At 63.4% G+C, this 14,934-nt stretch carries 13 protein-coding genes; 5 read left to right on the top strand and 8 right to left on the bottom strand.

The annotated features are described in order from the left end of the window. Positions 1–74: 74 nt before the first annotated feature. From AB0M22_RS20935 to AB0M22_RS20905, 7 genes are all read right to left on the bottom strand, one after another. A complete protein-coding gene (locus tag AB0M22_RS20935; protein ID WP_364729037.1) occupies positions 75–1,082 on the bottom strand; it encodes an MlaD family protein in 1,008 nt (335 codons plus the stop codon). After that, positions 1,079–2,137 (bottom strand): MlaD family protein, encoded by a 1,059-nt coding sequence (locus AB0M22_RS20930; RefSeq protein WP_364729034.1) that lies wholly within the window; start codon positions 2,135–2,137, stop codon positions 1,079–1,081. Before AB0M22_RS20930 ends, AB0M22_RS20935 begins: the two co-directional genes overlap by 4 nt. Before the next feature lie 3 nt (positions 2,138–2,140). Continuing rightward, positions 2,141–3,007 carry an ABC transporter permease gene (locus AB0M22_RS20925; protein WP_364729031.1) on the bottom strand — a complete coding sequence of 289 codons (867 nt, stop codon included), beginning with the start codon at positions 3,005–3,007 and terminating at the stop codon, positions 2,141–2,143. Continuing rightward, positions 3,007–3,780: an ABC transporter permease gene (locus tag AB0M22_RS20920; RefSeq protein ID WP_364729857.1), complete on the bottom strand. Its 774-nt coding sequence runs from the start codon at positions 3,778–3,780 to the stop codon at positions 3,007–3,009. Before AB0M22_RS20920 ends, AB0M22_RS20925 begins: the two co-directional genes overlap by 1 nt. 75 nt (positions 3,781–3,855) lie before the next feature. Next, positions 3,856–4,380 carry an SRPBCC family protein gene (locus AB0M22_RS20915; RefSeq protein ID WP_364729028.1) on the bottom strand — a complete coding sequence of 175 codons (525 nt, stop codon included), beginning with the start codon at positions 4,378–4,380 and terminating at the stop codon, positions 3,856–3,858. Between the two features lie 178 nt (positions 4,381–4,558). Beyond that, a complete protein-coding gene (locus AB0M22_RS20910; protein ID WP_364729025.1) occupies positions 4,559–5,200 on the bottom strand; it encodes a helix-turn-helix domain-containing protein in 642 nt (213 codons plus the stop codon). Positions 5,201–5,319: 119 nt separating this feature from the next. After that, positions 5,320–6,249 (bottom strand): oxygenase MpaB family protein, encoded by a 930-nt coding sequence (locus AB0M22_RS20905; protein WP_364729022.1) that lies wholly within the window; start codon positions 6,247–6,249, stop codon positions 5,320–5,322. A gap of 128 nt (positions 6,250–6,377) precedes the next feature. Between AB0M22_RS20905 and AB0M22_RS20900 the strand changes: the two genes are divergently transcribed. Both AB0M22_RS20900 and fadD11 read left to right on the top strand, forming a co-directional pair. Beyond that, entirely contained in the window at positions 6,378–7,358 is a 981-nt protein-coding gene (locus tag AB0M22_RS20900; RefSeq protein ID WP_364729019.1) for an alpha/beta hydrolase, read from the top strand. 70 nt (positions 7,359–7,428) lie between these two features. Then, entirely contained in the window at positions 7,429–9,264 is a 1,836-nt protein-coding gene (fadD11, locus tag AB0M22_RS20895) for a fatty acid--CoA ligase FadD11 (protein ID WP_364729016.1), read from the top strand. 212 nt (positions 9,265–9,476) lie between these two features. Here fadD11 and AB0M22_RS20890 read toward each other — a convergent pair whose 3' ends face one another. Then, complete coding sequence (locus AB0M22_RS20890; RefSeq protein ID WP_364729013.1) at positions 9,477–9,872, bottom strand: Rieske 2Fe-2S domain-containing protein; 396 nt, start codon at positions 9,870–9,872, stop codon at positions 9,477–9,479. A gap of 155 nt (positions 9,873–10,027) precedes the next feature. Between AB0M22_RS20890 and AB0M22_RS20885 the strand changes: the two genes are divergently transcribed. The 3 genes from AB0M22_RS20885 to AB0M22_RS20875 all read left to right on the top strand — a co-directional run bounded on the left by AB0M22_RS20885 (position 10,028) and on the right by AB0M22_RS20875 (position 14,838). Continuing rightward, positions 10,028–11,629: an NAD(P)/FAD-dependent oxidoreductase gene (locus tag AB0M22_RS20885; protein WP_364729010.1), complete on the top strand. Its 1,602-nt coding sequence runs from the start codon at positions 10,028–10,030 to the stop codon at positions 11,627–11,629. Positions 11,630–11,701: 72 nt separating this feature from the next. After that, the gene (locus AB0M22_RS20880; protein ID WP_364729007.1) at positions 11,702–13,324 is read left to right on the top strand and encodes a GMC family oxidoreductase N-terminal domain-containing protein; all 1,623 of its coding nucleotides are present in this window, start codon (positions 11,702–11,704) and stop codon (positions 13,322–13,324) included. Further along, entirely contained in the window at positions 13,324–14,838 is a 1,515-nt protein-coding gene (locus AB0M22_RS20875; RefSeq protein ID WP_364729004.1) for an aldehyde dehydrogenase family protein, read from the top strand. Before AB0M22_RS20880 ends, AB0M22_RS20875 begins: the two co-directional genes overlap by 1 nt. Positions 14,839–14,934: the final 96 nt, after the last annotated feature.

The raw sequence follows: 14,934 nt of genomic DNA, 5'->3' as shown, positions 1-14,934 counted from the left end.
GAGGTCGGCGCGGGCGGCTTGGTCGTCGGTCGGAATTGGTTTCGCGCGGCCGTGCCACAATCGCCGGACGAGCTTCACGGTCTGCATATCGAGATCCTTTGCCCGTGTAGCAGTACTTGCAGGGGTGCCGGTGGGGTGGCCGTGCCGTGTGTGCAGGTGAGGCTCACGCCGGGGCCGGTTTCGGGGATGAGGGCGTTGAGCGATTGGAGCAGGCCGGGCAGTCGGCCGAGGACCTCGATGGCTTCGTCGGGGTCGGGGAACATCAGATGAATGATGTTGTCGAGGTCGGGATTGGTTTTCGGGGTGAGTCCCAGCGTGGTGAGCAGGCTGTTGATCGGGGCCAGCACCGGCGGGGCGGTCAGTGCGAAATCAACGACACCGTCGAACTTTGCCTGCAAGGTGGTGAATACCGTGGTGAGTCCATCGATCAGGGTGACCAGGTGCGGTGAGCGGCCACCGAGTTGCTGGGAGATGTGGTCGAGGTTGGCGATCAGGGTGGAGATGACGGTTTGGCGGTCGGTGACGTAGTCGCTGAGTTTCTGGACTGCGTCCAGTGCGGGCCCGATGCCGGTGCCGTTGCCCTCGATCACCGCCAGCATGCTTTCGGCGAACTGATTCAACGCGCTCGGTGAGAAGTCGGCCAGCACTGGTTGCAGACCGTTGAACAGAGCGGTGATATCGAAAGACGGCATCGTGTGGTCGGTTCCGATGGTGGCGCCGGGGGTCAGCGGCAGTCCGGGCCGGGGTGGTTGTTGGATGTCGACATAGCGTTGACCGGTGAGGTTCTGATAGCGAATGGCCAGGGTGCTGGTGTCGTAGAGGTCGTGTCGACGTTGGACGGTCACGCCGACTCGGGCGAGGTTCTTCTCCAAGTTGATGGTGGCGACCTTGCCGACCTGGACGCCGTTCATCCGGACGTCGTCACCGGTTTTCAGCCCGTTGGCGTCGGTGAAAAATGTTGTGTAGCTGTCGGTGTCACCGGAGACGGGTCGTTTTATCGCCTGGACGACAAAGGCCAACAACAGCGCCATCACCACGGTGAACAAACTCAGGCGCCAGATCACGGCGAGTACCGATTTCATCGGCCACCGCCGTCGGTCGGGGTCAGCTGGGGCGAGTTTCCCAGTAGTGGAACCGAGACCGCTGGCACCCCGCGCAGCGTCAGCGCGAGGTTGAGCATCGGGCCGCCGGGAGCATCGGTGAAGGAATTGTCCAAGCGTGCGAGGAGTTCTCGCAACTGCGCGCTCGTCAGCTGCGGCGTCGGAACCAACTGCGCGGAGCGTGCGAAAACCGGAGTCAGCATGCCCGCATATCCGTCGGCGTATCGCTGTGCGGTGAACAGTAGGTCCGCCAGGACCGGAAATAACTGCTCGACAGCGGTTTTGATCGTGACATCGAAAAGCGGCCGTTGTGTTTTCAGAATGTCGATGTTGGTCAAGGTGTCGAGAATCTGGACGGTGCCTGTGATCATCGGTGCGGCACCGGCAAGAGTGGACCCGTACTGGCCCAACAGAAACGACGCCGGGTAGACCTGGGTGTCGGCGATGATCTGCCCGGTGGTGATCATTGCCTCGAGCAGCGGGGTGAACGCTTCGAGGTCGGCGGCCAGGGTGGTCAAGGTTTCGGTCAGCTGCGGAGTCAGCACGTGTGTGGTGGTTCGTGACAGTGAGCGGATGAGGTTGCCCATCGTGACGTCTTGCACGCCTGCGGCGCGGTCGCCGCTGAGGTCGATGAGTTGTCCGCTGTGCAGCGGTGCGCCTCCGGCTCTGCGTTTCAGTGCGATCTCGCTGATTCCGAACAGGTTCGTCGGCGCATAGTTGACTGCGACGTTGTCGGTGACTCCGGGTAAGCGGGAACTGTTGAGCCGTAACGTGATCTGCTGGGCTCCCCACCGGCTGATGTCGATTCTCTCGACTTGCCCGACCGCTACCCCGTCCAACCTGACCTGGGTTCCGGTGACGATACCGTCGCCGACTTCTTCGGTCCGGAGCACGAGAATCAGCCCGTCATCGCTACCCGCTCGTGTGGCCACCGTCCAGGTCAGCGCAATCGTGGTGATGACTGCGATGACCAGCAGACCTCTGATCCGGGCCCGTCGCTTGGTTATCGAGACTCCGGGAATTCCGTACGTCGGCATGGCCTACCCCGTGAAACTGATCGCTGAATGGAATCCCCACAACGCGATGCTCAGCACCATGTCGAGAGCGATGATGGCGACAAAGCTGGCACGGACCGCGCGTCCGGACGCGATACCGACTCCTTCGGGTCCGCCGGTCGCGAAAAACCCTTGGTAGCAATGGATCAGGATGACAGCGACGCCGAACACCAAGACCTTCACCACCGCCGCGGCGATGTCCGCGCCGTTGACGAACTGATAGAAGTAGTGGTTATAGACGCCGTCGGCTTGACCGTGCAGCGCCACGACGACGGCACCGCAGGCCAGATAGCTCAGGATCAGTGCGATCAGGAACGTCGGCACCAACGCCACCGCACCCGCGATCACCCGGGTGGTGACGACGAACGGGATCGACCGCAGGCCCAGTGATTCCAGCGCATCGATCTCCTCGGAGATCCGCATCGACCCGATCTCGGCCGTCATTCGACAACCGGCCTGGGCAGCGAACCCGATACCCGCGGCGATCGGAGCCAGCTCACGGGTGTTGGCGAACGCGGACACCACACCGGTGACCGGCCCCAGTCCGAGCAGGTCGAGCGTCGCGAAAGACTCGACACCGACCGATGCCCCGATGACGATTCCCAGCACGGCAAGCATCGGAACAGTGCCGCCGCCGACAATGATCGAACCCCGGCCCCACGTCATATCGGTAACTGCCCGCATCGTCTCGTCGCGGTACTTTCCCAGCGTCAACGGAATCGCCGACAACGACTGCCAGGTGAAACTCAATATGAATCCGGCGGTCTCGATCGGCGCCCACACCGCGCCGCGGGCGCGCATGATCCGGAAGGCCCAGCCCAATCCTTTGGGCGCGTACCTGCTCGCTGTCATCACGCCAACCTCGTCGGCAGGAACATGGTGGCGAGCTGAGTGATGAACAGGTTCACCACGACAACGGCCACGACCGACAACACGACCGCGGCGTTGACCCCGTCGGCCACCCCGCGTGGACCGCCCTTGGCTTCCAAGCCGCGCTGGCAGGAGATCACCACGACCAGGAAACCGAAGATCACCGACTTGGCCAGCGAAACCCAGACGTCGGCGACCATCGTGAAGGACCCGAAGGTCGCCCAGTAGCTGCCCGGTGTCACGCCCTGCGCCGCGACCGCGACGGCGTAGCCGGCGATCACGCCGACGAAGATGATCAGGATATTCAGTAGTGGCGCAACGACTGTCATCGCCACCATCCGCGGAATGACCAGACGGTGGATCGGATTGATTCCCATCACCCGCAAGGCGTCGATCTCTTCGCGAATCGTGCGCGCCCCCAGGTCCGCCGCGATAGCCGCCGCACCGGCACCGCCGAGCAGCAGACCAGTGGCCATCGGCGCCCCCTGTTTGATGACGCCGAGGCCACCCGCGGCCCCGAGCAGCGAGTCCGCACCCAGTTGGTGGATCAGGTTGCCGACCTGCAGGGACACGATGACGCCGAATGGTATGGCCATCAATATCGCGGGGATCGCCGTGACCGTGACCAGGTACCAGCACTGGTGAAGCATTTCTCGCCACGGGAACCGTAACCGGACGATGTCGATGGCCGCGCCGCCCAGTGCTTGCCTGCCGACGCGTACTGCACGCCCGAAGGTGCGCAGGCTCGACACCATCGTGTCGGCGAAGTTCTTCCGGACGATCTGCAACGCCGGTGCGGCCCTGCGCTCGACATCTGATCCTGTGACCACTCAGCCGGCTCCCTTCTGATTACCGTTGGGGGCGATCGCCTTCGCGCACGACGAACACAATTTCTCGGTGGTATGCCGAGCGGCCATCGCCAGCAGCGGTTCGAGGCCGCGCGCGATAGCCCGGGCGGCGATACCCCCGGAAGTTCCATACACGAGATCGAGTTCGATGGCTGTCCGCGTGGCGCTTTCGTCGCGCATCCGCAGCGTCGCGGTGAATTCGAAGCCCGCCAACGACTCGAGTGCGATGAGCCTGTCCTGTTCCCATCCGCAGATACGTGCTGTCGAGCTGAGCGTTTTTGGCCCGAGGTCGACCGAACCCTCATAGACCGCACTGAGCCCGTAGTCGAGAGCACTCACCGCGCGAACACCGGTAATGCCGAAAACCCATTCGGTGAGGCGCCGATAGTCGGCAATGTACTCGAACACCTGCGCTGCGGGGCGTTCGATGACTCTGGCCGTTCGTAGTCGTACCAACTTTGGATTCTTTCTGCTGCTTGCGCCGCAATAGCTTGCGACCCCCGGCATGCTGTCAACCTAGGCTCCTTCAGGGTGCGTGTCAACAATACAATTTCGTCTCTTTGTCTCGCATAGAGCAGACGTGGGGGCCGCGAAACGTTCCGATCGCAGGGTGAATAGAACGAGGTGATCAGTGAAAGTTATTGCCGCCGTAGCCTATTGGTCAGGTAAGACGGGTCTACTGAGGTCAGGATTCGACGGATTGAGCCATCTTGCCGGTGACGATCGGTACGAAGAACTGACGTGCGAAGTCCGCTACCGCGGTGTCGTCACGGTAAGGGATGACCCCGTCCGGAATGAGTAACTGAGTAGCAGCCAGCCGTACCATTATCTCGGCCGCCTTCTCTAGATGCGCGTCATCTGGCAGGTCTGGAGCCGCCAGAGTCCCGAGGTGCTGCACGAGGAACACACGGGCCACTGCCAACGCAGCGCCGCCGCTGGTGGCGGCATAGCTGTAAACTTCTTCGGGTTCAGTCGCCAGCAATTTGTTGAGCAGCCGATTCTCGCGCAGCTCGCGAGCACTGACGACAGCGAGTTGAACGACTGCGTCAGCGGCATTTTCGGAGTTGGCGAGCGCCGCATCGACCCTGCCGAACACTGCCATCATTTCTCGGCCGCCGATAGCCTCCACCAAATTTTCCTTACCAGGAAAATGCCGATAGACCGTCGCACGGCCCAACCGGGCCCGCTTGGCGATATCACTCATACTGCTGCGCCGGATCCCGACGAGCTCGAATTCCTCTTGTGCGGCAGCGAGAATGCGGTCGACGACCTGCTCGGAGGACTCCGCGGAAGGAGCCGACCGACCAGCGCTGCCTTTACCGGGCACCGTGCACACCGCCTTACTCGTCGCTATGGACGGTCGACCTCCGCCCCTGCACATAGGGTAGTTCCGAGACAATACTGTATCTCTGTATCGGTGGAGGTTCAGGCGTCGCCGAGGGTCGATCAGTTCGCGACCCACAGGCGCTCGCGATCGGCCGAGTTCCGCTGGGGGCGATCGTAATCGCCGGTACGAGCCGCGATCCGAGCCCGCCGGACCAGGGCGCGCAGTGGCGAGCTCACACTGAGTGGAATGGCGTCGCGCACACCGGGCGTGGCGGCAAGTGCGGTGAACAGGGGGCGGTGGGCGATACGAATAGCCGCTTTCAGCGTCGCGGGATAGGGGTTTTCGCCGAGCAGGCGCATGGCGTAATCGGGTATCAGCGCGATGCCCGCCGAGGCCGCCACCTGGAGCGGCAGCGCTGCCGGGTGCGGGATCAATCCAGCGACACGAGGCGGGAAAACGAGATCGGCGACGCCACGAGCCGCCTCGGTCATCGCCAGGTTCGCCCGCTCACCTTCGAGGTAGGTGTCCGCGTCGGCCTGACTCTTGGGCATCATGCTGGCGGGAATCCGGTTCAATTCCCCCACGATGGCGCTTTCCTCGCGCCAGTAGCGATCCCGCTCCTCCACGGTGAGGCGGCGCGGACCGTAGGCGTCGTAGGCGTCCAAGGCGGATTGACCGTAAGGAATCAACAGCCACAACAGATTTCGGGGCTCCGATGCGGAGTGGACCCGGTCGCCGGTGGGCCCCCAGGTACCGGTGACGTGGTCGTGAATCGTGTTCACCACCTGCGCCGCGTGCTGTGCGGTGGCTTGGTCGCCGAAGTACATCGCGAACATGTACTCCGCGGTGAGCACCACGCGTTTGAGCGGGTCGGTGCGGCCGGTGGTGTTCTGGATTCCGATGGTGGCGTTCCACGGATTCAGGAAGAAGTACGCGCCGGTGCAGATGACCGCGGGAACGATCGTCGGACCACTGATGCGCCAGGAAATGGAGTCGGGGCCGAAGAATCCTTCGTCCTCGCAACGAACCGGTTCTCTGATCATTGGCATGCCGCCAATGTATGCCCGATCCACCCCTCGAGTCAACGAGACAAATTTGTCCGTTAGTCTCGACATCGAGGTCACGCGGTGTTAACTTCGGTCCATCCGCACACCAGCGCCGAGGAACGGAGGCCCGCGTGGCCGACAACGCGTCCGGCGTTACGAAATACCGCAGGCTCAGTCGACGGTCTTGGGTTATCGAGCAGGGCTTCCGCTACACGATTCGCCCTGTCCTGCGGCGCATTCCGATCACCGCCTGGTCGATACGAGTCGCTGGTGCGATCGATGCGGCAACGGTCATCCCGCGACCCGCCGGAGTCACCCTGCATCCGGTGTCGTTGGCCGGCTTCGACGCCGAACTTGTTCAGCCTGTGGGATATTCGACGCAGCTACGCGAGGGCGCGGTCCTTTACTTACACGGCGGGGCCTTTGTGCTCGGCGGTCTCAATACTCATCGCCGTGTCGTCGCTGCTTTGGCGCGCCGCAGCGGGCTACCGGTCCTGCATGTCGCCTACCGGCAGTTGCCCGACACGACAATTCGCGGCTCGGTCAACGACGCGGTGACCGCCTACCAGTGGTTGCTGCGTAACGGTGCCGACCCCGGACGGGTGATCTTCGCGGGTGATTCCGCAGGCGGATTCCTGGTCTTCGCCGCAGCTCTTACCGCCCAGCAGACGGGCATCCCCGCACCCGCGGGATTGATCGGTATCTCGCCCTGGCTCGACCTGGACTGCACGACCAAAATCGCGCACCCCAACAATCACACCGACGCGTACTTACCCGCAACCCTTTTGGCCGCGATCAGCGAGCTCGGCACCGAGACCGATCATGCTGTGGAGCAAACACTTTCGCCGGTCTCCAGCGCCCTCGCCGGTCTGCCGCCGGTGTTGCTGATCGCGGTGACTTCCGAGGTCCTGCGCGTGGACGCCGAACTCATGCACCGCCGGCTCACCGCCGCGGGCGTGCCCAGCCGGCTTCAGCTGTGGGACGGACAGGTGCACGCCTTCACCACCGTGTTCCCGTCACTGCCCGAGAGCCGAGCCGCACTCGACGATTGCGCCCAGTTCATCAGAGCACAGCTCAATCTTCAGCCGAGCCTCGACCACACCGGTTCATAGCAACAGAACCCAACTCCCCTATCACTGTTCACCGATACCGCGCCGCGCTTGCGGCATGTCAGGAGCACCGATGTCCGACCGCCCAGCCACCCTGTGCGCAGCGTTCCAACACACCGCGACCCTCGATCCGGACGCCACCGCGTTACGCAATCCCGGCGGTACCGCCTCGATGACCTGGCGCCAGTACTCCACACGAGTGCGAGAAGTCGCGGCAGGTATGGCGGCACTGGGGATCGGCCGCGGCGACACCGTCGCACTGATGATGGCCAACCGAATCGAGTTCTATCCGGTGGAGGTCGGCGCCCAGCATGTCGGTGCTACCTCGTTCTCGGTGTACAACACACTCGCGCCGGCGCAACTGGGCTACGTCTTCAGCAACGCCGGGAACAGGATGGTCATCTGCGAGGCGCAGTATGTCGAGCGCCTACGCGCTTGCGGGGTGCCGATCGAATTCCTCGTCGTCATCGACGACGACGTCGAGGGCACGCTCACCCTCGACGCGCTGATCGCCGGGGGCAAAGCCGACTACGATTTCGAATCCGGCTGGCGCGCAGTGCAGCCCGGTGACGTCGCCACCTTGATCTATACCTCCGGCACCACTGGAAATCCCAAAGGCGTCGAGTCGACGCACACGAACCTCCTCGCCGAGGCCTATGCATTCAGCTGGGTCTTCGACATCGAATTCGGTGACCGGATCACCTCGTTCATGCCATCGGCCCACATTGCCGATCGCTTCACCGCGCTCTACCTGCAGGAGATCTTCGGCGTCCAGATCACGGCGGTCTCCGACGCCAAGCAGATCGCGGCCGCACTGACCGACGTGCGTCCGACGATCTGGGGCGCGGTTCCCCGGGTATGGGAAAAGCTCAAAGCCGCCATCGAATCGAGCGTCGCAGCCGAGCCCGACCCCGAGGTGAAAAGAGCGCTGGGATGGGCGCTGCTAGTGGCGGGGCAGCGAGCCGCGGTCGAATTGGCCGGCGGCACGATGACCCCGCAATTGCAGCGGGAGTGGGCGGCAGCCGATGCGGCGGTGTTGTCGAAGCTTCGAGCCAAGCTCGGACTCGACCAGCTACGGTGGGCACTGTCGGGTGCGGCGCCGATCCCGCCCGAGACGTTGGGATTCTTTGCGGGACTGGGTATTCCCATCGCCGAAATCTGGGGGATGTCCGAGTTGAGCTGTGTCGCCAGCGCCACGCACCCCCGCGAAACGAAGCTGGGTACCGTGGGGCGGATGCTTCCCGGCATGGAGTACCGGATCGCTGCTGACGGCGAACTGCTGGTACGCGGGCCGTTGGTGATGAAGGGTTATCGCAACGACCCCGTGAAAACCGCCGAGGCGGTCGATCCGGAAGGATGGCTGCACACCGGCGACATCGCCACGGTCGATGCGGACGGGTTCTTGCGGATGGTCGACCGCAAGAAGGAACTGATCATCAATTCCGCCGGAAAGAACATGTCCCCAGCCAATATCGAGAACACCATCAAGGCTGCTACCCCGCTGATCGGCGCCATGGCGGTGATCGGCGACGCGCGTCTCTACAACACCGCGCTCATCGTTCTCGACGCGGAGAACGCATCGGCGATCGCCGCTCAGCACGGCATCGCCGACTCGAGCGCGGCCGCGCTGGCCGATGACTCCGGGGTGATCGCCGCGATCAGTGCCGGTGTGGCACTGGGTAATCAGCGCTTGGCACGCGTCGAGCAGATCAAACGGTTCATCGTGTTGCCCACGTTCTGGGAGCCCGGTGGTGACGAGGTGACGTTGACGATGAAGCTTCGCCGCAGAGTTGTCGAAATCAAATATGTCACCGAGATCGCGGAACTTTACCTCGACACTCCCCGACCCCATGTGCACACACCAACGGCTGACACCGAGACGATTCCCAGCGGTGTCACGCAGCGTTGAGACCGCCAGTGGGCCCTACCCGCGGCTCAGCGGCGAGATGGCCAGGTACTCGGCAATCGTGTCGCGATACTGCGCTGCCGACCAGTGGCAGCCACCCAGCCATCAGCCCGAAAGGTAGTTGCCATCGCGGACGGTGAAACCACGCTGCCGCCGTGTGCGGCGCGGCAGCAGCGGGCTCGATTCGAACTTGGACGAATCCTGCAATGCCGCAGTCACCTCCGTTTGCGCCGTTTGTCGATAGGTGCGGTGGTCAGTGCGGAGCAGAGGTCAGCCGACAGGCACACTGTGCCGAGCGGATCGGTGGCCGGGCCGTGGAGCACCGCACCGTCGATCGAGAAACGTGCGCCGTGGCGCGGACAGTCCCAGCTCTGCCCCTCGGGGTTGAAGTCGAGTTCCCAATCGATGTGGGTGCATCGCGCGAGAACCGCATGTAGTTCACCCGCGGAGTCACAGAAGACCCCGACTCGGTTCTTGCCCTGCCCGACGATCGCCGACTCACCCGGCTGTAGCACTGGGACGGTTTTGCCGATTGCGCTGTCCTCGAACTGTTTCCGGAGCAACGCAGCGCCTTCAGCGACGACGCGGGCCGCGATTCTGGCAAGGGTCATCGTCGCGCTCCCAGGTCCGGGCAAGTGATCACCGACATGCCGGAAGCCTAGGGGGCGGATACTTCACGAGTCAACGAGACTATTTCATCCAATTGTCTCGACAATGATGGCGTTCCGGTCTAGCCTCATCCCTACACAGCGAGGACGGAGCGTGCGTGACCAGGAAGAACGCGACTCATTCACCCGAACAGCCGGATCATCACATTGCGATCATCGGCGCAGGAATCAGCGGCATCGGGATGGCAATCGCACTGCGGCGCGCCGGAATCGACGATGTGGCGATCTTCGAACGCGCCCAGGACATCGGCGGGACATGGCGGGACAACACCTACCCCGGAGTCGGGGTGGATGTTCCTGCCCAGGGCTACCAGTTCTCGTTCGAACTCAAGCCGGATTGGTCACGGGTGTTCGCCAAGGGCGCCGAGGTCAAGTCCTACATCGACCATTGCGCCGACCGCTACGACGTCCGCCGTTTGGTGCGGCTGAACAGCGAAGTCACCAGTCGTGAGTGGGACGAGGACTGGCATCTGTGGCGGTTGACCGTTGCCGGGCAATCACGAACAGCGCGCTATGTAATCAACGCGGTCGGCCCCTTCGTCGAACCTAGACCGCCGAACATCCCTGGGCTCAACGACTTTCATGGCACCGTGCTGCAATCGACCGCTTGGGACCACCGCGTCGAACTTGCCGGTCAGCGTGTCGCGATCATCGGCACCGGCGCCAGCGCGGTACAGATCGTCCCGGAGATCGCGCCCGAGGTGGCACACCTCGATGTGTACCAACGCACGCCGATCTGGGTCGCCCCCAAACCCGACTTCGCGACCCCCGCTCCGATCGTCAACGCCTTCCGGCGAATACCTGCCGTCCAGCGGCTCGTTCGCAACGGTGCCGCCGGTGCGATGGAGATCTTCTTGATGGGCCTGGCTTTGAATCATGAACAGCTGCAATCGGTCAACCGGGCCGGGACACGTGCTCTGCGCGAGATTTGGTACCGCATTCAAGTCGCGAACCCGGAAACGCGACGAAAACTCACTCCGGACTACGACTTCGGCTGTAAACGACCGGCGACCTCGAATGCCTATCTGCGAACCTTCAACCGCCGCAATGTCGAGCTCGTGACCGACCCCATCCGGCGGGTGACCGAAACCGGCATCGAGACAGCGGCCGGTGACCATCGCGCGATCGATATTCTCGTACTGGCCACCGGATTCCGCCTGGCCACCGACCCCGAAAGCTATCGCCGTACCCCGGTCCGTGGCCGCGACGGGTTCGACCTCGCCTCATTCCTGACAGAGCACCGGGCCCGCTCCTATGAGAGCGTCTCCATGCCCGGACTGCCCAATTACTTCTCGATCTTCGGGCCCTACGGCTGGGTCGGCGGGACGTGGCACGACCTCGTCGAAACCGCCTCCCACCACATCACCCGAGTCATTCGGGAAAGCGCCCACCGCGGTGCGACGGCAGTCGAAGTACGCGAACATGCGGCCGATCGGTGGACCTCGTGGGCGGTCGAACGTATGTCACATTCGTTGTGGGCACAGGGCAATTGCGGCTCGGCCAACAGTTACTACTACGACCACCATGGCGATACGACATTCATCCGTCCGATGTCTGCTCGCGAAACTTGGCGGGCAGCACGCACTTTCGATCTGGACGACTACGACTTCAGGTGTACGGAAGTCGATCTGGTGCGATCTGAGCCGGGCTGCAATACCACCGCACTCGACGCCTATGAACCCGCGACCCCGGACCGCTGACACTCATCGTCCTGTGCAGCAACAACATACAAGGTGGCATCGCCACTATATCGACGAAGCAGGGAGCGGAAAATGTCGAGCACTTTCGACTACATCGTGGTGGGTGCAGGCTCGGGCGGTTGTGCGGTTGCGGCGCGGCTGTGCGAAGACCGCTCGGCCAGAGTGCTGCTGATCGAGGCGGGCGGCACCAATCGCAAACTGGAAGTCAAAGCCCCGGTCGCGTTCGCGAAACAGTTCCACTCGAAACTCGACTGGGACTACTGGACCGAGCCCGAGCCGCACCTCAACGGGCGACGGATCTTCTCCCCCAGGGCCAAGATGCTCGGCGGATGCAGCTCGATGAACGCGATGATCTACATCCGCGGCAACCGGCTCGACTACGACGATTGGGCGGCCGCCGGCGCTGATGGCTGGTCCTACACCGATGTACTGCCCTTCTTCAAACGTGCCGAGAACAACGACCACCTGCATGATGAGTTCCATGGCAGCGCAGGCCCGCTGAATGTCACCAGAATCACGGCCGACCCGGTAAGCCTGGCACTCGTCGACGCTGCCGCTCAGGCATGGAAGGTGCCGCACAATCCGGACTTCAACGGGGCCGAACAAGACGGAGTCGGTCAGTTCGACGTCACCCAACGCAACGGCATGCGCTTCAGCACCGCCGAGGCGTACCTGCGCTCAGGACGTAAGCCCAACCTGACCATCCGCACCAGATTGCAGGTCACCCGTGTCCTGATCAGGAAAGGCGCGGCTGTCGGTGTCGAAGTGACAGACAGCCGGGGTCGACTCGAAACCATCACCGCGACAAGCGAAGTCGTCCTCGCCGCCGGCTCGTTCAACACCCCTGCCCTACTCCAGCATTCAGGTATCGGGCCGGCCGGTCACCTGCGAGCGATGGGAGTGGAACCGATTGTGGACAACCCCGCAGTCGGTGAGCACTTGATGGAGCATCCGCTCGTCTATCTCACCTACGAACTCGCCGGCAACCACACCGGTCTCTTCGACGCCGAAGACACCCGCCACCTCAAGAACTGGCTGCTGCATCGCCGCGGCAAGCTGGCGAGCAACGTGGCCGAGTGCGGTGCCCACCTCCGCACCGACCCAGTCATGGCCGCACCGAACATCCAGGCCCTCCTCGCCCCGGCATTCTTCTACAACCACGGCGCGATGTCCTGGGACCGCCCAGCCGCCACGGTCGGCTTGTCCTACATCGCACCCCGCAGCCGCGGAACTGTGCGAATCCGCAGCAACGACCCCACCCGTAAGCCCGCCGTCACATACAACATGCTCTCCACCCAATCGGAAATGGACGAGATGATCGACGCCATCGAACTTGCCCGAACGATCACCACCGCAGCGCCCGCGCAGGGGCTGCTCGGCGCGGAGATCACCCCCGGCGCCGAAGTGCGCAGCCGCGACGAGCTCGCCGCGTGGATACGCACGACAGCCCAGCACACCTACCACCCGAGTTGTTCGGCTCGAATCGGCGCACCCGGCGACGGGGTACTGGACACCCGCCTGCGGGTACACGGTGTCGAAGGACTGCGCGTCGCGGACGCATCGGCGATGCCCACCATCACCCGCGGCAACACCAACGCCGCGGCCATCATGATCGGCGAACGGTGTGCCGAATTCATTCGCGCCGACCATTCATACGAGCAGATCTCACCCACCACCTCGGAGGCGACCGCCTGATGAGCACTTCCACAGACAACGCGGACCCGGTTGCCACCACCATCGACGTCGAGAACCCGGCAACAGGCGACATCATCGGCACGGTGGAAAACATGAGTGCCGAGCAAGTCGTCGGCTTGGTCGCCGCCGCGCGAGCGGCCCAACCAGCCTGGGAAGCGATCGGTTTCGCGGGCCGTGGCAGGCTGGTTCGGGCCCTGCGGTCCTGGTTCGTCGCCGAGCGCGACCAGATCATTGATCTCGTCGTCGCCGAGAACGGTAAGACTCGCGAGGACGCTCTGCTGGCAGAGCTCTATTACGTCGCCGATTCGATGGGTTTCTGGGCTCGAAATGCCGCGAAGTATCTCGCCGACGAGAGCCCGCGTAAACATTCCCCGTTGATGCTCGGTAAGCAGGTCGTGGTCCGGCACCGCCCACTCGGTGTCGTCGGTGTCATCGCACCATGGAACTACCCGCTGACGCTGAGCATCGGAGATGCACTACCGGCATTGATGGCGGGTAACACCGTAATCGTGAAACCCAGCGAGATCACCCCGCTAGCAGTCCAATTCGTCGTTCGCGCGGCGCGGGAAGTCGGGTTTCCCGAGGGGGTCCTGCAAATAGCTACCGGTGCAGGCGAAACCGGCGCCGCGCTGGTCGATGCCGTAGACATGATCCAATTCACCGGATCGACCAACACCGGCCGGCGGATCGCCGCGCGTTGTGGCGAGCGATTGATTCCATGCTCGGTCGAACTCGGCGGCAAGGACCCGATGATCGTCCTCGCCGACGCCAACATCGAACGCGCCGTCAACGTCGCCGTCGAGTGGGCACTGCGCAATTCCGGACAGATCTGCATGTCGGTCGAACGCCTCTACGTCGAAGAGCCGATCTACGACGAATTCGTCGCGAAAGTCTGCGAGAAGGTCTCCACGCTCCGCCAGGGCGCGCCCGGCCCCTACGGTTCGGTCGATATCGGCGCCATCACCTCCGCACCGCAACTCGACATCATCGAACGGCACGTAGCCGACGCCATCGCCAAGGGAGCACGCGTGCTCATGGGCGGGCACCGGAAACCCGGCCCAGGCCGGTTCTTCGAACCCACGGTACTCGTCGATGTCGACCACACCATGGCCTGCATGACCGAGGAAACCTTCGGCCCGTTGCTGCCGATCATGAAGGTGCCCAACGAATCCGAGGCGATACGCCTCGCCAACGAAACCCCCTACGGGCTCGGCTCCAGCATCTTCTCTCGCGACATCGCCAAAGCCAAGCAACTGGCCCGCCGCCTCACCGCGGGCAACACCTGGATCAACGACGCGGTCATGAGCTACCTCGTCCAGGAAGCTCCGTTCGCCGGCGCGGGCGACTCAGGGCTCGGCGGACGTCACGGCGAACAAGGCATCCGCAAATACTGCGACACCCACACCATCCTCCTCACCCGCCTCGCTCTGGACCACGAACCAACCATGTTCCCCAACTCCGCCGGTCGAACCCAATTCTTCGACCGCCTGGTGGCGCTGATGTTCGGACGTTGAGCGTGTTCCCGTCGCCACACCGGTCGTGCACGTGCTCGGGATAGCGCTGTCATTCCAGCCTGGAGTAGTGCAATCAGATCACCCCTCGGGCAGTAC

The organism is Nocardia sp. NPDC051756 (assembly GCF_040681495.1).
GTDB lineage: Bacteria > Actinomycetota > Actinomycetes > Mycobacteriales > Mycobacteriaceae > Nocardia.
This window is presented reverse-complemented; position numbering and strand designations above follow the sequence as displayed.